Source organism: Streptococcus sp. HMSC076C09 (assembly GCF_001837905.1).
Lineage (GTDB): Bacteria > Bacillota > Bacilli > Lactobacillales > Streptococcaceae > Streptococcus > Streptococcus parasanguinis_I.
The window spans coordinates 1-18832 of sequence record NZ_KV834622.1 but is presented as its reverse complement, the minus strand read 5'-3'; the positions used below and the strand labels follow the sequence as shown (position 1 = coordinate 18832).

Below are 18832 nucleotides of genomic sequence, written 5' to 3'. Positions count from 1 at the left end.
AAATAGATTTGGGGTAAAAGCATGAATTTTGTTATTACAGGTGTTTTTGCCGCGGTCATTGGTTTAGTCATTGGATATGTGGGAACTGCTCTTAAAATGAAAGCTTCAAAAGAAGCTGCGGAACTCACCCTTTTGAATGCTGAACAAGAAGCAACGAATTTACGTGGACAGGCTGAACGTGAAGCCGATTTGATTTTAAAAGAGGCGAAGCATGAGTCAAGTTCACTTAAAAAAGAAGCACTTTTGGAGGCAAAGGAAGAAGCCAGAAAATATCGTGAAGAGGTCGATGCTGAGTTTAAGTCAGAACGACAAGAATTGAAGCAATTAGAAAGCCGTTTGGCAGAACGTGCTAGCAATCTTGATCGCAAAGACGACATTTTAACAAGCAAAGAACAGTCTCTTGAACACAAAGAGCAAAGTCTTACAGATAGAACTAAACACATTGATGCGCGTGAACAACAGCTGGAAGAGCTTGAACACAAGAAAGTAGAAGAACTGGAACGTGTCGCTGCTCTAAGTCAAGGAGAAGCGCGTGACATTATTTTGAGTCAGACGGAAGAGCAACTTTCAAAAGAAATTGCCTCACGGATTCGTGATGCTGAATTGGAAGTGAAAGAACGTTCTGATAAAATCGCAAAAGACATTCTCGTGCAAGCTATGCAGCGAATGGCAGGTGATTTTGTTGCTGAGCAAACAAACTCAACGGTTCATTTGCCAGATGATAGCATGAAGGGCCGTATTATCGGTCGTGAAGGACGCAATATTCGTACCTTTGAGAGCTTGACAGGTGTCGATGTGATTATCGATGATACGCCTGAGGTGGTGACCTTGTCAGGATTTGATCCGATTCGTCGTGAAATTGCCCGTATGACAATGGAGAGCCTTCTCAAAGATGGTCGGATCCATCCAGCCCGCATCGAAGAGCTGGTTGAGAAGAACCGTCAGGAAATTGACAATCGTATTCGTGAATACGGTGAGGCCGCTGCCTATGAAATCGGTGCGCCAAACCTCCATCCAGATTTGATGAAAATCATGGGACGGTTGCAATTCCGTACTTCTTATGGTCAAAATGTTTTGCGTCACTCCATTGAAGTTGCCAAACTTTCTGGTATTATTGCTAGCGAGTTGGGTGAAAATGCTACCTTGGCACGACGTGCAGGATTCTTACATGATATCGGAAAAGCGATTGACCGTGAAGTGGAAGGAAGTCACGTTGAAATTGGGACAGAATTGGCACGGAAGTACAAGGAACACCCAGTGGTGGTCAATACCATTGCCAGTCACCATGGTGACGTGGAACCCGAAAGTGTCATCGCAGTCATTGTCGCTGCAGCGGATGCCTTGAGTGCAGCTCGACCTGGAGCACGAAGTGAGTCACTTGAAAGCTACATCAAACGCTTGCAAGATCTTGAAGAAATTGCAAATAGTTTTGAAGGAGTTAAGACAAGTTTCGCCCTTCAAGCAGGTCGTGAAATCCGTATTATGGTTAGCCCTGAGGCAATCAAGGATGATAAAGTGACGATCTTAGCTCATGATATTCGTGAGAAGATCGAATCTAATCTTGAATATCCTGGAAACATTAAGGTTACCGTTATTCGAGAATTGCGTGCAGTCGATTACGCAAAATAAACAAAAAGCTTGAGATCTAGCATCTCAAGCTTTTTGAATGAAAAAATCAGTTGAAAATTAGGCCGTTTTTTGTTACACTAGTTAGAAAGACATTGAAGGAGAAATCATGGCGGATCGTGGCTTATTAATCGTATTTTCTGGCCCTTCGGGGGTTGGAAAAGGAACGGTCAGACGAGAAATTTTTGAAAACTCGGACAATCAGTTTCAGTATTCTGTATCGATGACGACGCGTGCACAACGTCCAGGTGAAGTGGATGGTGTCGACTATTTTTTCCGTACACGTGAAGAATTTGAAGATTTGATCCGTCAAGGGCAAATGTTGGAGTATGCTGAGTACGTTGGAAATTACTATGGGACTCCTTTAACCTATGTGAATGAAACCTTGGACGAGGGAATCGATGTATTCCTTGAAATTGAAGTTCAGGGTGCACTTCAAGTAAAGAAGAAAGTTCCAGATGCAGTTTTTATTTTCTTAACTCCGCCTGATTTGGATGAATTGCAAGATCGATTAGTTGGTCGCGGGACAGATAGTGCAGAAGTCATTGCGCAACGGATTGAAAAAGCAAAAGAAGAAATCGCCATGATGCGTGAATATGACTACGCCATTGTGAACGACGAGGTTCCTCTTGCTGCTGAGCGTGTCAAACGTGTGATCGAAGCAGAGCATTTCCGTGTAGACCGTGTCATTGGCCATTATCTGGATATGTTACCAAAAACACAAACTATTGTGAAGAGATAAATAATTAGAAATTAGGTATAGGAATATGATGTTAAAACCTTCTATTGATACATTGCTTGACAAAGTACCATCAAAATATTCATTGGTCATTCTTGAGGCAAAACGGGCCCACGAATTGGAAAGTGGTGCAGTACCCACTCAAGAATTCCAATCAGTTAAATCAACATTACAAGCGCTTGAAGAAATTGAGTCCGGAAACGTAGTTGTTCACCCGGATCCAGAAGCAAAACGTGAAGCGCTTCGTCGTCGGATTGAAGCAGAGCGGATTCGCAAAGAAGAAGAAGAGCGCAAAATTAAGGAACAAATTGCCAAAGAAAAAGAAGATGGTGAAAAAATTTAAGGTTGGGGCTTCTCAATCTTATTTTTTGCTATTTAAAGGGTTCCGTGATAAAGTAAAGCTCATATGATAGAGGCTGGAGGTGAAAAAGTGATAGCAAAAGTCATCGTAGACGTCCCATTGATGCAGACAGATAAACCCTATTCGTATCAGATTCCATCAGAATTTGAAGATATGGTTGAGGCGGGAATGCGAGTTCATGTTCCCTTTGGTAAAGGGAATCGCCTCATTCAAGGGATTGTGGTAGACGTTGTAGAAGAGGCAGATACAAGCGAGGAATTGAAGGCGATTGGAGAGGTATTAGACTACACTCCAGTCTTAAATCAAGAGCAGTTCTGGTTGGCAGATCAATTGCGAAAAAGTGTCTTTTCCTACAAAATAACAATTTTAAAAGCCATGCTTCCCTCACTTCTTAATTCCAGTTATGACAAGATTTTGTATCCTCAACCATCTTTGGATCCAACTCTCAAAGAGAAACTTTTTTGTGAAAAAAATGAAGTTTCTTTTTCTTCTCTAGATGTGGCCGATCAAGCCCAAGTGATGCGGTTGGTCAGAAAAGGTGATTTGGTACTTGAATACAAGGCCAAGGATAAGAAACAAATTAAAACAGAAAAATGGTATCGCGTTAACCAGGAACGATTAAAAGAACTGCAACCGACTGCGAGAGCTAAAAAAAGACTAGTATTGAAAGAACGCCTGTTGCTAGAGCAAGAGGAGCAACCTTTAGCAGGATTGTATCAGGATTTTTCACGAGAAGTAGTGGCCTATTTTATTGATCAGGATATATTAGAAATTACCGAACGAGAAGTGAATCGGGCAGCATCTTACTATGAAGGAAAAAAACAAACCCGAGCTTTAGTCTTAAATCCAGAACAATCAAAGGCTGTAAAAACAGTTGTTTCTAAACTTGGGAAAGAATCAAAGCCCTTCTTATTAGAAGGTGTGACTGGAAGTGGGAAAACAGAAGTTTATCTGCAGATTATTCAGGAAGTTCTAAATAAGGGGAAAACGGCTATTATGTTGGTTCCTGAGATTTCCCTGACGCCACAGATGACGGATCGTTTTATTTCCCGTTTTGGTCAGGAAGTAGCCATTCTACACTCGGGCTTATCAAATGGTGAGAAGTATGATCAATGGCGAAAAGTTGAACGTGGGGAGGCCAAGGTAGTCGTTGGAGCACGCTCAGCCATCTTTGCTCCTTTAAAAAACATCGGAGCGATCATTATTGATGAGGAGCACGAGGCTTCCTACAAACAAGATAGTAATCCACGCTACCACGCAAGGGATGTCGCAGTCCTAAGGGCTCAGTACAATCAAGCAGTCTTGCTTCTTGGATCTGCTACACCAAGTTTAGAATCACGGGCTCGTGCAACAAAAGGGGTTTATGAATTAATTCGTCTAACCCAGCGGGCCAATCCGGCAGCCAAAATTCCAGAAGTTAAAGTCGTTGATTTTCGTGATTATATTGGCCAAAATGAAGCTGGTAACTTCACTCCGGTTCTAGTGGAAGCTATTGCTGATCGCTTGCAGAAAAAAGAGCAGGTTGTCTTGATGTTGAACCGCCGTGGTTATTCCAGTTTTGTCATGTGTCGCGAGTGTGGAACTGTAGATACTTGTCCCAATTGTGACATCTCACTGACCCTCCATATGGATACTAAAACCATGAACTGTCATTATTGTGGCTATAGTAAAGCGATTCCTCGACACTGTCCAAATTGCCAAAGTCCTTCTATTCGTTATTACGGGACAGGAACGCAAAAAGCCTATGATGAATTACAAGAGATCTTTCCTGAAGCTAAAATTCTGCGCATGGATGTGGATACCACTCGAAAAAAAGGGAGCCACGCAGCGATATTAGATGCTTTCGGGAATGGAGAAGCGGATATTTTGTTAGGGACGCAAATGATTGCGAAGGGCTTGGATTTTCCAAATGTGACGTTAGTGGGTGTCTTGAATGCGGATACTTCTTTAAATTTACCGGATTATCGATCCTCTGAGAGAACCTTTCAACTCTTGACTCAGGTGGCAGGAAGGGCCGGACGAGCAGAGAAAGAAGGAGAGGTTATCATTCAAAGCTACAACCCCAATCATTATGCGATTCGATTTGCCAAAGACCAAGATTATGAAGGTTTTTTTGCCTATGAAATGCAGATTCGCCGGCAGTTAGGCTATACGCCTTATTACTTCACAGTTGGACTAACCCTATCTCATAAGAGTGAGGAAATGGTGATGGAGAAGTCACATCAGGTCATGGAAATTCTCCGATCTGGCTTATCTGATCAGGTCCAAATCTTAGGACCAACACCTAAACCAATTGCACGCACACATAATTTGTATCATTATCAAATCATTGTGAAATATCGTTTTGAAGAAGGGATGACACAGGTCTTGAATCAAATCTTAGAATTTACTCAAGAAAGAGGCAACCAAGATCTCCGTGTCAGTATTGATAATGAACCTCAAAGTTTTATGTAAGGAAGAAAGAAATGACAAAATTAATTTTTATGGGAACGCCTGATTTTTCAGCGACGGTTTTAAAGGGATTGTTAGCAGATTCGCGCTATGAAATTTTGGCAGTTGTGACGCAACCAGACCGCAAAGTAGGTCGCAAAAAAGAGATTCGAATGACCCCAGTGAAGCAGGTAGCTTTGGAACATCAACTACCGGTTTTTCAGCCGGAGAAATTATCGGGTAGTCCGGAAATGGAAACTCTCTTATCCCTAGATGCAGATGGAATTGTGACCGCTGCTTTTGGACAATTTTTACCGACAAAATTGTTGGAGAACTTCCAATTTGCGGTGAATGTCCACGCGTCTTTATTGCCTAAATATAGAGGTGGAGCTCCCATTCACTATGCCCTGATCAATGGTGATGAAGAAGCTGGAGTTACAATTATGGAAATGGTCAAGGAAATGGATGCCGGAGACATGATTGCAGCTCGTTCTCTCCCAATTTTAGATGAGGACAATGTGGGAACTTTGTTTGAAAAATTGGCTGTCCTTGGACGTGACTTACTCCTAGATACTTTGCCAGCTTACCTGGCAGGGGAGATCAAGCCAAGTCCACAAGATCCAAGTTTGGTCACATTTTCACCGAATATTTTACCGGAAGAAGAGGTTTTGAACTGGACCAAAACCAATCGCCAAGTCTTTAATCAGATCCGAGGGATGAATCCTTGGCCGGTCGCTCATACGTTATTAAATGGGCAACGCTTTAAAGTTTATGAAGCAGAGCTATGCGAAGGAAATGGAAATCCAGGAGAAATGATTGCTTTGACCAAAAAAGAGTTGGTGGTCGCTGCAGGAGAAGGCGCATTGTCCCTCAAAGTTGTGCAGCCGGCAGGAAAACCAAAAATGTCCATCACAGACTTTTTGAATGGCGCTGGCCGTCAATTGAAAGTAGGAGATCACTTTGGAAGTTAAACAAATGAATGCGCGTGAACAGATCGTTCGAGTGTTAGAAGAGGTTTTTGAACAGGGAGCTTATTCTAATATTGCACTAAATCAAGCGCTAGAACACTCTCAACTTTCAGATAAAGATAGAAGCTTTGTTACGGAAGTTGTATACGGTACTGTAGCACGAAAGATAACACTCGAGTGGTATCTCGCCCACGTAATTGAAGACCGGACGAAATTAGATCCTTGGCTCTATTATCTTTTGATGATGAGTTTGTATCAACTTGTCTATTTAGACCGAATTCCCGATCATGCCATCGTCAATGAAGCTGTCCAGATAGCAAAACGTCGTAAAGAAGGCAGTGAGAAGTTTGTCAATGCTATTCTTAGAAAGCTCCTCCGCGAGGGGCTACCAGCTGTTGATACGATCAAGCGAAAGAACAAACGTTATTCGGTAGAGTATTCCCTACCTGTATGGTTGGTCAAAGCATTGATCGAAGAATACGGTGAAGAACGCGCTTGCGCTATTTTTAAGAGTCTCTATCAGCGTAATAAATCCAGTATTCGTGTGATTGATCTGGACGAAAAAGAAGAGTTGGCTCAGCTGCTCGAAGCAACCTCCTCTCTACTTGCTTCGTCCGCTCTCGTGAAAGAGCAGGGACATTTTGCAGGACACTCCTTGTTTAAAGAAGGGCGCATTACTATTCAAGATGAGTCCAGTCAGTTGGTGGCACCAGCTTTGGATTTGCAAGGAGATGAGTGGGTTTTAGATGCCTGTGCGGCGCCAGGTGGAAAGACGACTCACCTGGCTTCTTATCTTACAACTGGAAAAGTCACAGCCTTGGATCTCTATGACCATAAGCTCAAATTGATTCAAGAAAATGCTAATCGGCTCCATGTTGCGGACAAAATTTTGACAAAGAAGTTAGATGCGACAAAAGTCTTTGAAACATTTGGACCTGATGCTTTCGATAAAATTTTGGTGGATGCGCCTTGTTCAGGGATTGGTTTGATACGGAGAAAGCCTGATATCAAGTACAATAAAGAGAGTGCAGATTTTGTATCTTTACAAGCTATTCAATTGGCCATTCTGGATAGTGTTTGTCAAAGTGTGCGTAAAGGTGGTATAATAGTGTACAGTACGTGTACAATTATGGGCAAAGAGAATTTTGAAGTGGTGGACCAATTTTTGAAAAACCATCCAAATTTCGAACAAGTCCCATTGGATCACGAAAGAAAAGATATTCTTAAAAATGATTGTATCCTTATTACACCCGAATTATATGGAAGTGACGGCTTCTTTATCAGTCGTTTTAAGAGAATCTCATAATATCAGGAGGAAACTGACAGTATGGATATGACGATCTTAACCGATGTAGGTCAAAGACGGACAAATAACCAAGACTATGCAAATCAATATAAAAACAAGGCAGGAAAATCTATGGTTTTACTTGCTGATGGTATGGGAGGACACCGTGCCGGAAATATTGCTAGTGAAATGGCAGTCACAGACTTAGGTGCGGCTTGGGTTTCTTCTGAGATCGAGACGGTTAATCAAGTACGGGAATGGTTTGCAGAACATTTAGAAGCTGTGAACCGTCGGATCCATTTAGCTGGGCAAGATGATGAGCACAAAGGAATGGGAACGACATTGGAAGCCTTGGCTTTTGTAGAAGGGCAAGTGATTTATGCCCATGTTGGAGATTCGCGGATTGGCCTCATTCGTCAGGGCGAATATCAGCAGTTGACCAGTGATCATTCTCTTGTAAATGCTCTTTTGCGAGCAGGTCAAATCACAGAGGAAGAAGCAGCCCATCATCCTCAACGTAACATCATCACTCAGTCCATTGGCCAAAAAGATGAGTTGGAGCCGGATTATGGTTTGGTGACGGTTGAAGCAGATGATTATATTTTGATCAATAGTGACGGTTTAACTAATATGATTGGTCCGGATGAAATCAGAGATATTGTCTTGAGTGATGTTTCACTGGAAGAAAAAGCTCAAACCTTGATTCGTTTTGCCAATAATGCTGGAGGCTTGGATAATATCACTGTTGTACTGCTCCACTTTACTGAGGAGGACGCAGCATGATTCAAATCGGCAAAATTTTTGCCGGGCGATATAAAATCATCCAACAAATTGGACGCGGCGGGATGGCAGATGTTTATCTTGCGCGTGATTTGATTTTAGATGGGGAAGAAGTTGCAGTCAAGGTACTGCGTACGAATTACCAGACGGATCCCATTGCAGTTGCGCGTTTTCAGCGTGAAGCAAAGGCGATGGCAGAGCTGGACCATCCAAATATCGTTCGGATTACAGATATTGGCGAAGAAGAAGGACAACAATACCTTGCAATGGAATATGTTGCAGGTTTAGACTTGAAACGCTATATCAAAGAAAATGCTCCTTTATCAAATGAAGAAGCTGTTCGTTTGATGGGGCAGATCCTTCTAGCTATGCGTCTTGCCCATACGCGTGGCATTATCCATAGAGATTTAAAACCACAGAATGTCCTCTTGACACCAGATGGAACAGCAAAAGTTTCAGACTTTGGGATTGCAGTGGCCTTTGCAGAGACTAGCTTGACCCAGACCAACTCGATGTTGGGGTCGGTTCATTATTTGTCCCCTGAGCAGGCGCGTGGTTCAAAAGCTACAGTGCAAAGTGACATCTACGCTATGGGGATCATTTTCTATGAGATGTTGACAGGACACATTCCTTATGATGGAGATAGTGCAGTCACAATTGCTTTGCAGCATTTTCAAAAGCCACTCCCATCTATTCGTGAAGAAAATAAGAATGTTCCACAAGCTTTAGAAAATGTGGTGATCAAAGCGACAGCTAAAAAACTGACGGATCGCTATAAATCAGTGGCAGAGATGTATGTGGACCTTTCAAGTTGCTTGTCCTACGAGAGAAGAAATGAGAAAAAACTGATTTTTGAAGACCAAGCGAAAGCTGATACAAAGACTCTTCCAAAAGTGAGTCCAACTCCAAAGACGGCTCCTGTTCCAATCTCTGAGGTACGCAGTGAAATCAGTTCGGTAGATCCTAATCGACCATTATCTGACCAGCAGACCATGGCACCAAGTAAAAAGCCAAGAAGACGCTTGCGGGCGCGCTACAAGGTCTTGTTTGTTGCTATTGCCCTAGTTCTTGCTGCCTTTACTTTCTTGTTGTATATGAGCCCAGCCAATAAAACCGTTCCAGATGTTTCCGGCAAAACCATTGCCGAAGCTAGAGCGGTTATTGAGGGACAAGACCTTCAAGTCGGTGAAGAGAAAGAAGAGTACAGTGATTCGGTTGCAGAAGGCTATGTCATTCGAACCAATCCAAATGCAGGGGCCCAAAAGAAAGAACAAAGTCGAATTGATTTGATTGTTTCAAAAGGACCAAACAGCTTTGAAATGCCAAATTACGTGGGTGAAACACGGGCAAAAGCAGAAGAAGATTTGAAAAATACTTATAAAGTATCAAGCAAAATGATCACGATTGAAGAAGTTGAGACCTTCGATTATGCTGCAGGGACAGTTCTTGAACAAACTCCAGCTCCAGGAGAGCAATATTCTCTGAATTCAAAAACTAAGATTGTTTTGAAAGTAGCGAAAGAAACGACTTCAATTGAAATGCCAAACTATGTTGGATCAACTTATGATTTTGCTAGAAGTAATTTGATTGAGATCTATGGTATTAAAGAAGCCAATATCGAATTAAGAAAAACAGAACATCTCCCTGATGGGGTATCTGTTTCTGCAGGTCAAATTGTCAGTCAAACTCCAGAAGTTTCGAGTACGGTGGATATTAACCGAACACGAATTGTTTTGACTGTATATGAGCCTAAAGTGACAGCTTCTTCAAGTACGAAAGCCTCATCAAGTTCTGATACATCTAGTTCATCCTCTGGTGAACGATCAGATACAGAAAGTTCAAGCAGTAGTGCAACTAGTGGAGATTAATAAATCAGTCTAAGACTCAGATGGATTTCTGGGTCTTTTTGATTGTCTGCTATTATCCAACCACAGACGGAAGTCAAATGAGGAAAAATTTGATAAAATAGGAAAAGATGAGGTAGACTATGTGGAAAATACAAATTTTTATTTTCGTTGAAGCCGTTTTGTTAACATTAGCAGCGATCACCATTTTATCAATCGATTTTTCCAGATTTGTTGTCTTGATGGTTCTCTTTTTGCTCCTTTTGTATTACTATTTTGGCAAACAAAAAGCGAATTTTCTATTAATCGCGCTGAGTGTGCTATTGTTTTTTATCGTGATGCTGAATCCTTTTGTGATTGCAGCCATTTTATTTGCGGTGGTTTATGGTTTATTGATTGCCTACCCTTATATGTATAAGGAAAATGAAGCCGTTGTGTTTGATGTTGAAGAGGATACGAAAATTCGTCAGGAAAAAACTCGATGGATTGGTGATTTACAACATTTTTCAAAGCAAAGTCGAGGGTATCGAGATCTGAATGTGATCCGAGTTTTTGGGAATGACACCCTCCATTTAGAGGAGGTAGCCATTTGCAATTGGGACAATGTAGTGATCATTCGGAAAGGGTTTGGAAATACAAAAATTATCTTACCGATTGATTTGGAATTGCATTTACAAATTAACACCCTGTATGGAGATCTGAAGTTTTTGGATCTTCCTGTCCGTAAAATGAGGAATGAAACCATAGACATTGAAACGGCACACTATCGGAGATCGCACCGTTCTATAAAAATTGTGTTAGTTGGTATTGTTGGGGATGTTGAGGTGATTCGCGCATGAAGAAATTAGACTATCTCCTATTGTATTTCTATTCCCTAATGGTGGTTGCGGTCATTTGTCATACCATTTTCCATTTTGTTGGTTTTCAGTGGGGCAAACTTCTCTCAGATCTTTCCTTGCTTCAGTCATTCCTATTTTTGGTTTTTAGTCTGACGCTTGCATTGACGGCTTTGGTTGTCTTAATTATTAAGATCACGCAATTTGTAACAGTTCATGCAGTACAACAAAAGGTAGAATCTATCCTGACTGCTTCACAGCGAAAAGAAATTGCCCCCAAAGAATTGAATCAACAGTTAGATTTATTGGACAGCAAATTGCTTCGACTAGAAGAAAATTTACAAAAGAGTGAAAATCGTGTGATGCGAAATGAAGAAGAAATTGTGGAAATCGAGCGTAAGAGAATTGCGCGTGATCTACATGATACGGTTAGTCAAGAATTGTTTGCAGCCAATATGATTTTATCTGGAGTGGCAGCACAGGCCCTTGAGTTAGAGAAAAGTCAGATCCAGCAGCAACTAAATGGTGTGTCAGATATTCTAGGTACAGCCCAAAATGATTTACGCGTCTTGCTCCTACATCTTCGTCCTACAGAATTGGAAGGAAAAAGTTTGGTAGAAGGTATGGAGATGATTTTTAGAGAATTGAAGGAAAAGAGTAACCTAACAGTTGTCTTCCATCATAATGACGTGAGCATTCCAAAAGAAATGGAAGAACATCTATTTCGGATCGTCCAAGAAATTGTCAGCAATACCTTGAAACACGCTAGAGCTCAACAAATGGATGTCTTTTTGCATCAGGAAGGAAAACAACTTCATTTACGGATGGTAGATGATGGAATCGGCTTTGAGCAGGAAAAATTGGAACGATTGAGTTATGGGTTGAAAAATATTCAAGAACGTGTAGAGGACATGGCGGGAACCATTAAAATAAGAACGAGTCCTCAAAAGGGAGTGGCTGTGGATATTCGCGTTCCCCTCCTTGTAAAAGAGAAAAATGAAAAGGAAACTGTATGAAAGTATTATTAGTAGACGACCATGAAATGGTTCGATTGGGATTGAAAAGCTTTTTGTCCATGCAAACCGATATTGAGCAAGTCTTAGAGGCGAAAAATGGGCATGAAGGGGTGGACTTGGCGCTGAAAGAAAGACCAGACGTCATCATCATGGATATTGTGATGCCAGAGCTAAATGGAATCGATGCGACTCTAGCCATCCTAAAAGAGTGGCCGGAAGCTAAAATTGTCATTTTGACGTCTTATTTAGATAACGAAAAGATTTACCCTGTCTTAGATGCCGGTGCAAAAGGATATATTTTAAAGACCTCGTCAGCAACTGAGATCTTACAGGCTGTCAGAAAGGTTGCAAAGGGAGAATTTGCAATTGAGACAGAAGTTAGTCAAAAAGTTGAGTCACGAAAGAACCATGCTGAATTGCATGATGATTTGACAGCTAGAGAACGAGATATTCTGGCTTTATTGACGAAAGGATATGAAAATCAACGAATAGCAGATGAACTCTTCATTTCTTTAAAAACAGTGAAGACCCATGTCTCCAACATCTTATCCAAATTAGAAGTCAGTGATCGGACGCAAGCAGTCGTCTATGCCTTCCGACACCATCTGGTGAATCAAGAAGATTTTTAAAGGGAAACATGCTATAATAGAGCATGATCATAAGGGGGAGACAAGTGGACGCAAAATTACGTTATAAAGCCAAAAAAGTTAAAATCGTCTTTTTTGATATTGATGATACATTACGTGCAAAAGAAACTGGATTGATCCCAGAATCTGTCAAAGAAGTCTTTCATCAGTTGAAAGAAAAAGGAATCCGAACAGGGATTGCAACCGGCAGAGGGATTTTTGGGGTTGTTCCTGAAATCATGGACTTAAAGCCGGATTTTCTGGTAACCTTAAACGGTGCCTATATAGAAGATACAAAAGGAACTGTGATCTACCAATCACCAATCAATGAAGCAATCGTTTCTTCTTTTGTAGATTGGGCCAAAAAATCCGAGATTGATTATGGGTTAGTGGCTAGTCATCAAGCTGCCCTGTCTAATCGGACACCCTTGATCAGTGATGCTATTGACATCATTTATCCCAACTTACCTGTAGATCCAGATCTGCATCTGAAAGAACCTATTTTCCAAATGTGGACCTTTGATGAACAGGATAGTGAGCTAGAGTTGCCCCCTTCTTTGCAAGAGGATTTGCGCCTAGTTTCGTGGCATCCCCATTCGTCAGATGTTGTTCGCTTTGAAGCTTCAAAAGCTTCAGGAGTTTCTCATCTTGTAAATCATTTGGGCTTGAAGCCAGAGAATGTTTTAGTATTTGGGGATGGATTAAATGATCTAGAACTGTTTGATTATGCTGGAATTAGTATCGCAATGGGAAAATCTGCTCCAGAGTTACAAGAAAAAGCTGATTATATCACTAAGAATTTAGAAGAAGATGGCATATTCTATGCCTTAGAGGAGTTAAATATGGTTGAAAAAGAATTGATATTACCACAGTTAGAACTTGCTACGGTTGACGGTCCTGTCGCTGTGATCAAAACCAATCACGGTGAGATGAACATTCAATTGTTCCCGGATCAAGCACCAAAAACAGTTGCAAACTTTGTAGCTCTTGCTAAGTCCGGCTATTATGATGGTGTCATTTTCCATCGGATTATTAAAGATTTTATGATCCAAGGGGGAGATCCAACAGGTACAGGTATGGGTGGCGAATCCATCTATGGGGAGAGCTTCGAAGACGAATTTTCAAAAGAATTGTACAATATTCGCGGAGCCCTTTCAATGGCAAATGCTGGACCAAACACAAATGGCAGCCAATTCTTTATTGTACAAAATCAACATCTTCCATATTCGAAAAAGGAATTGGTCCGCGGTGGCTGGCCTGAAAAAATTGCTGAAATCTATACGACAGAAGGGGGAACTCCTCACCTAGATCAACGCCATACCGTATTTGGACAATTGATGGATGAAGCTTCTTTTGCTGTGTTGGATGAGATCGCGGCTGTTGAGACCGGGATGATGGATAAGCCAGTAGAAGATGTCGTGATTGAAACCATCGAGATTGAGGACTAATATGAAAATTGGAGATAAGTTAGAAGGGACCATTACAGGCATTCAACCTTATGGTGCCTTTGTCGAACTAGAGTCGGGTGTCACAGGCTTGATTCATATCTCAGAGATTAGAAGTGGTTATGTAAGTAATATTCATGATATTCTTTCAATTGGAGAAAAAGTCTTTGTCCAAGTCATCGATGTTGATGAATATTCTAAGAAAGCTAGCCTCTCTCTGAGAACACTAGAAGAAACACCACAACGAAGTATTCGACACCATCGTTTTTCAAATGACCGCCACAAGAGTGGTTTTGCACCCTTAGCTCAACAGATGCCGACCTGGGTCAAAGAAGGAAAGGTATTCTTTAGCAAACAAGAAAAAAAATAAAAACTTCGATAGGTTGATGAAACCTACCGAAGTTTTTTTAATATAGAGAATTATTCAAATTCGTAAAGGGTAGTAGAAAGGTAACGTTCTCCATTATCTGGTGCAAGAGCAAGAACTTTTTTACCGCTACCCAATTCTTTTGCGACTTCAATAGCAGCATAGATAGCAGCTGCGCTTGAGATTCCGACTAAGAATCCTTCAGCTCCACCGATAGCGCGTGCAAGTTCGAAAGCTTCTTCTGAAGATACGCGACGAACACCATCATATGCATTAGTGTCTAAAGTATTTGGGATAAAGCCTGCTGAAATCCCTTGGATTTTATGTGGTCCAGGTTTTTCACCAGAAAGGACTGCAGATTCATTGGCCTCAACGGCATAGACTTTGACAGCAGGATTATTCTTTTTCAAAGTATGAGAAATACCAGAAACAGTACCACCAGTACCAACACCTGCGACAAAAGCATCTAAACCATCTTTTCCAAAGGCATCAACGATTTCTTGTCCTGTTGTTCTTTCATGTACCTCTGGGTTAGCAGGGTTTTCAAATTGAAGAGGAAGGAAGCCATTTCTTTCTGCAGCGATTGCTTCAGCTTTAGCGATAGCGCCTTTCATTCCTTCACTTCCAGGAGTCAAAACGAGTTCAGCTCCATAGGCTTGGATGATTTTACGACGTTCCACACTCATGGTTTCAGGCATGACAATCACAACTTTGTAGCCTTTAGCTGCGCCAACCCATGACAAACCAATCCCTGTGTTCCCACTAGTTGCTTCGACAATGGTATCACCTGGTTTGATCAAGCCATCCGCTTCAGCTTTTTCAATCATGCTCAAAGCAATCCGGTCTTTGACAGATGATCCAGGATTGAAGGCTTCGAGTTTGACATAGACATCTGCAGCTCCTTCAGGAACAAGACGGTTCAATTTGACAATCGGAGTGTTCCCAATCAGTTCTGTAATATTTTCATAAATAGCCATAATATACCTCAGTTCTAGGTTTTCTTGATACTAACAAGTATAGTCTCTTGCGAGAAGAATGTAAAATATAGAAATTTTATGGGTGTGATAAAAAAAAACTATCGTTGCCGATAGTATTTTAATTATTTTTCTACAGAAAATAGGGGTACTTCAACCTCACGAATTCCTTGGTCCTCAATAATGACTTTACCATTATAAAATTCGACTAAAGCTGCTGTGATAGAACTTGTGTTTCCTTTATCCACAAAAATAGTTGTCATCACCTGATCTGTGAACATCGGATCTTGTTCCGCCAATTGATGGTCTTTTAAGAAATTAGCAAATTCTTGGTATTGGGAATAAGAAAGTGTGATCCCAAGTACCACTTGCTCTTTGATTTCTACCAGTCCAATCTCTCGAACTGCTTGTGCAACACTTCCAGCATAAGCACGAATCAGACCGCCAGCACCTAATTTAATACCTCCAAAATAGCGGGTAACCACGACACAACTATTAGTGATGCGATGATTCTCCAAAACTCCTAACATCGGTACCCCAGCGGTTCCACTAGGCTCTCCATCGTCACTGGTCCGTTTGATGTCACTTTGTTCCCCAATGATGAAAGCAGAGCAGTTATGTGTAGCCTTATAGTGTTCCTTTTTGATGGCATTGATAAAATCTCTAGCTTCCTCTTCAGAGGAGACTCGCTTGACATGACAAATGAATTTTGATTTTTTGATTTCTTCTTGAACAGTGCCGTTCTCTTTAAATGTAACATATTCCATATTCTTATTTTACAAAAAAAGAATGATTTTCTCCAACTTTTGCGAATTAATAAGTATGAAGATAGAAGATTCTTATGGAAGACTCTTAACGAAGAGTCAAATGACAAATGATCTAAAAGAAATTGCCCAAGAACTTCCAGCTATAGAAAAAGAGAATGGAAGGTACCAATGCTTTCGATGTGGCAGTTTGATTGATCAAAAACTGTGGAAGTTGAGTGAAGAGGTACTGTATTGTAGAGCCTGTATCCAATTGGGGAGGATCCGGAGTGATCAAAAACTTTATGCTATTGCACAGAAAGACTTTGAAGGACAGGAGGTGTTAAACTGGAAGGGAACCTTGACTTCCTATCAACAAGAGGTATCTGAAGGACTTATCCAAGCAGTTAAAGCAGGAAAACATGCCTTGGTACATGCTGTGACAGGAGCAGGAAAAACGGAAATGATGTATCAGGTTGTAGCAACAGCGATCAAGGCAGGAAAAGCAGTCTGTATTGCTACCCCAAGAATCGATGTCTGTATAGAATTGTACGGAAGGATGAAGGAAGATTTTTCCTGCCCCATCTCTTTGCTTCATGGAGAATCGGAGCCCTATTTTAGAACGCCTTTAGTGATCGCTACAACCCACCAATTGCTAAAGTTCTATCAGGCCTTTGATCTCCTTATTATAGATGAAGTAGATGCTTTTCCCTATGTAGACAATCCAATCTTATATAAAGCAGCTCAGAATGCAATAAAAAAAGAGGGGAATACCCTATATTTAACAGCAACCTCTACAGATGAGTTAGATAAAAAGGTCAAGAAAAAAGAAATCATTCGTTATAGTCTTCCAAGAAGATTTCATGGGAACCCACTAGTGGTCCCTGAAATAAAATGGGTGCCGAAAATGAGAGAAAAAATAGAAAAAGGAAGAATCCCTTACCAACTATTGCAACTGATCAAGAAACAAATACAAACTCACTACCCATTGTTAATCTTTGTATCTGAAATAGAATTAGGACAACAATTTACCGAGAACTTAAAAAAATACTTTCCCAAAGAAACAGTAGGTTTTGTATCCTCACAGACAACAGACCGTCTACGAATGGTAGAAGAGTTTAGAAACAGAGCCATAACCATGCTAGTCTCTACAACAATTTTAGAAAGAGGAGTGACTTTTCCGTTTGTAGATGTCTTTGTTTTAGAAAGTAATCACAAATTATTTACTAAAAGTGCTCTCGTACAAATTTCAGGAAGGGTCGGTCGAAGTAAAGAAAGACCAACAGGTAAACTACTTTTTCTATCAGATGGCATAACAAGAGAAATGAAGAAAGCGATCAAAGAAATAAAGGAAATGAATCAGGAGGCTGGATTTTGAAAGAATGCTTGCTTTGTACTAAAGAGTTAAAAACTGGTGAACATTTCACAGACCTTATTTTTATGAATCAACAAGAAGAATGGATTTGTAAAGAATGCAAAGAAGACTTCGAACAAATTGGCGAAATCCATTGTCCTAGATGTTATAAAGATAAGGAGGAGAAAGTATGTAAAGATTGCGAATACTGGATACAAAAGGGGAATATGGTCGAACATGAAGCATTATATAGATATAATACAGCAATGAAGGACTATTTCAAGCGATATAAATTTGAAGGCGATCGTTTATTAGGAATGGTATTTGCATGTGACATCAAAAAAGCCTTGAAAAAGTATAAAAGCTATACGATAATACCGACTCCAATCAGCCATGAAAAAAGGCAGGAAAGAGGATTCAATCAAGTATCGACTATACTAGATTTTGCAGAGATAAAGTACAGCAGTGTCTTCCAAAAAGAAGACACTTTAGCCCAATCAAAAAAAACAAGAGAAGAAAGATTAAAAACCTCTCAGCACTTTCAATTAAAAGGAGAAATTTCAGGAAAGCAGAAATATCTAATCTTCGATGATATCTACACAACGGGCAAAACAATCGAATTAATGAAGCGCCTACTAATTGAAAAAGGTGTGAAAGAAATAAAGACATTTTCAATCGCAAGGTAAAAAAAGATTTGCAAAAACTTTATGAAAGCGTTATAATATACATATAAATAAAAACATAATGTTTAGAAAGTAGGTACTAATATGATTAAATATAGTATCCGTGGTGAAAACCTAGAAGTAACAGAAGCCATTCGCGACTATGTCGTTTCTAAACTCGAAAAGATTGAAAAATATTTTCAGGCAGATCAAGAGCTAGACGCTCGAGTAAACTTAAAAGTTTACCGTGAAAAGACCGCAAAAGTAGAAGTGACCATTCCGCTTGGATCTATCACACTTCGTGCAGAAGATGTCTCTCAAGATATGTACGGTTCAATTGATCTGGTTGTGGATAAAATTGAACGTCAAATTCGTAAGAATAAAACAAAAATCGAAAAGAAAAATCGTATTAAATCTGGTGCAGGTAAATTGTTTACCGATGCAGTTGTAGAAGAAGCAGCAACCACAGAAAAAGTTGTTCGCTCAAAAACAATTGATCTAGAACCAATGGATTTAGATGAAGCGATCCTTCAAATGGATCTATTAGCACACGATTTCTTCATTTATCGTGATGCAGAGGATAACACAACAAATGTGATCTACCGTAGAGAAGATGGAGACATCGGTCTATTGGAAGTAAAAGAATAAAGATCAAAAAGAGATTGAAAACATCAATTAAATTATAGAGGAATCAGGAGCATCTATGCTCCTGATTTTTTTATATAAACCAAAAAAGTAAAAAAACTTTCAAAAAAATAAAATTTTTTGGAAAAAAG

The 18832-nt window shown here is 40.4% G+C and carries 18 protein-coding genes; 16 read left to right on the top strand and 2 right to left on the bottom strand.

Annotated features, from left to right (window positions below; all coding sequences use genetic code 11):
* Positions 1-21: 21 nt before the first annotated feature.
* The 13 genes from HMPREF2704_RS02210 to HMPREF2704_RS02150 all read left to right on the top strand — a co-directional run bounded on the left by HMPREF2704_RS02210 (position 22) and on the right by HMPREF2704_RS02150 (position 14326).
* Entirely contained in the window at positions 22-1629 is a 1608-nt protein-coding gene (locus HMPREF2704_RS02210) for a ribonuclease Y (protein ID WP_049492366.1), read from the top strand.
* 106 nt (positions 1630-1735) lie between these two features.
* A complete protein-coding gene (gene gmk / locus HMPREF2704_RS02205; RefSeq protein WP_061591373.1) occupies positions 1736-2368 on the top strand; it encodes a guanylate kinase in 633 nt (210 codons plus the stop codon).
* A gap of 25 nt (positions 2369-2393) precedes the next feature.
* Entirely contained in the window at positions 2394-2708 is a 315-nt protein-coding gene (rpoZ, locus tag HMPREF2704_RS02200; protein WP_003010339.1) for a DNA-directed RNA polymerase subunit omega, read from the top strand.
* 63 nt (positions 2709-2771) lie between these two features.
* Positions 2772-5180, top strand: coding sequence for a primosomal protein N' (locus HMPREF2704_RS02195; protein ID WP_070845534.1), 2409 nt, complete (start codon positions 2772-2774; stop codon positions 5178-5180).
* A gap of 11 nt (positions 5181-5191) precedes the next feature.
* Positions 5192-6127, top strand: a complete 936-nt coding sequence (gene fmt, locus HMPREF2704_RS02190; protein ID WP_070845532.1) for a methionyl-tRNA formyltransferase — start codon at positions 5192-5194, stop codon at positions 6125-6127.
* Entirely contained in the window at positions 6117-7430 is a 1314-nt protein-coding gene (rsmB, locus tag HMPREF2704_RS02185; protein WP_070845530.1) for a 16S rRNA (cytosine(967)-C(5))-methyltransferase RsmB, read from the top strand. Before fmt ends, rsmB begins: the two co-directional genes overlap by 11 nt.
* A 21-nt stretch (positions 7431-7451) precedes the next feature.
* A complete protein-coding gene (locus HMPREF2704_RS02180; RefSeq protein ID WP_049474471.1) occupies positions 7452-8192 on the top strand; it encodes a Stp1/IreP family PP2C-type Ser/Thr phosphatase in 741 nt (246 codons plus the stop codon).
* Positions 8189-10057: a Stk1 family PASTA domain-containing Ser/Thr kinase gene (gene pknB / locus HMPREF2704_RS02175; protein WP_045760274.1), complete on the top strand. Its 1869-nt coding sequence runs from the start codon at positions 8189-8191 to the stop codon at positions 10055-10057. The genes HMPREF2704_RS02180 and pknB overlap by 4 nt, the downstream gene beginning before the upstream one ends.
* 119 nt (positions 10058-10176) lie before the next feature.
* Positions 10177-10872 (top strand): cell wall-active antibiotics response protein LiaF, encoded by a 696-nt coding sequence (gene liaF / locus HMPREF2704_RS02170; protein ID WP_003003865.1) that lies wholly within the window; start codon positions 10177-10179, stop codon positions 10870-10872.
* Positions 10869-11885 carry an envelope stress sensor histidine kinase LiaS gene (locus tag HMPREF2704_RS02165; protein WP_024054571.1) on the top strand — a complete coding sequence of 339 codons (1017 nt, stop codon included), beginning with the start codon at positions 10869-10871 and terminating at the stop codon, positions 11883-11885. The genes liaF and HMPREF2704_RS02165 overlap by 4 nt, the downstream gene beginning before the upstream one ends.
* Positions 11882-12514 carry a response regulator transcription factor gene (locus HMPREF2704_RS02160; protein ID WP_049507122.1) on the top strand — a complete coding sequence of 211 codons (633 nt, stop codon included), beginning with the start codon at positions 11882-11884 and terminating at the stop codon, positions 12512-12514. The genes HMPREF2704_RS02165 and HMPREF2704_RS02160 overlap by 4 nt, the downstream gene beginning before the upstream one ends.
* Before the next feature lie 44 nt (positions 12515-12558).
* Positions 12559-13959: a bifunctional Cof-type HAD-IIB family hydrolase/peptidylprolyl isomerase gene (locus tag HMPREF2704_RS02155; RefSeq protein ID WP_070664864.1), complete on the top strand. Its 1401-nt coding sequence runs from the start codon at positions 12559-12561 to the stop codon at positions 13957-13959.
* 1 nt (position 13960) lies between these two features.
* Complete coding sequence (locus tag HMPREF2704_RS02150; RefSeq protein ID WP_023920312.1) at positions 13961-14326, top strand: S1 RNA-binding domain-containing protein; 366 nt, start codon at positions 13961-13963, stop codon at positions 14324-14326.
* A 50-nt stretch (positions 14327-14376) separates the two neighbouring features.
* On the opposite strand, the gene cysK is transcribed toward HMPREF2704_RS02150, so the two are convergent.
* Both cysK and HMPREF2704_RS02140 read right to left on the bottom strand, forming a co-directional pair.
* Entirely contained in the window at positions 14377-15300 is a 924-nt protein-coding gene (cysK, locus tag HMPREF2704_RS02145; protein ID WP_003004014.1) for a cysteine synthase A, read from the bottom strand.
* Positions 15301-15422: 122 nt separating this feature from the next.
* Positions 15423-16064, bottom strand: coding sequence for a YigZ family protein (locus tag HMPREF2704_RS02140; RefSeq protein WP_070845528.1), 642 nt, complete (start codon positions 16062-16064; stop codon positions 15423-15425).
* Positions 16065-16119: 55 nt separating this feature from the next.
* On the opposite strand from HMPREF2704_RS02140, the gene HMPREF2704_RS02135 reads away from it, so the two are divergent.
* The 3 genes from HMPREF2704_RS02135 (at position 16120) to hpf (ending at position 18704) form a co-directional block, all read left to right on the top strand.
* The gene (locus tag HMPREF2704_RS02135) at positions 16120-17418 is read left to right on the top strand and encodes an ATP-dependent helicase ComFA (protein ID WP_024054566.1); all 1299 of its coding nucleotides are present in this window, start codon (positions 16120-16122) and stop codon (positions 17416-17418) included.
* Entirely contained in the window at positions 17415-18080 is a 666-nt protein-coding gene (locus tag HMPREF2704_RS02130; RefSeq protein ID WP_024054565.1) for a ComF family protein, read from the top strand. The genes HMPREF2704_RS02135 and HMPREF2704_RS02130 overlap by 4 nt, the downstream gene beginning before the upstream one ends.
* An 81-nt stretch (positions 18081-18161) precedes the next feature.
* Positions 18162-18704 (top strand): ribosome hibernation-promoting factor, HPF/YfiA family, encoded by a 543-nt coding sequence (hpf, locus tag HMPREF2704_RS02125; protein ID WP_003010301.1) that lies wholly within the window; start codon positions 18162-18164, stop codon positions 18702-18704.
* Positions 18705-18832: the final 128 nt, after the last annotated feature.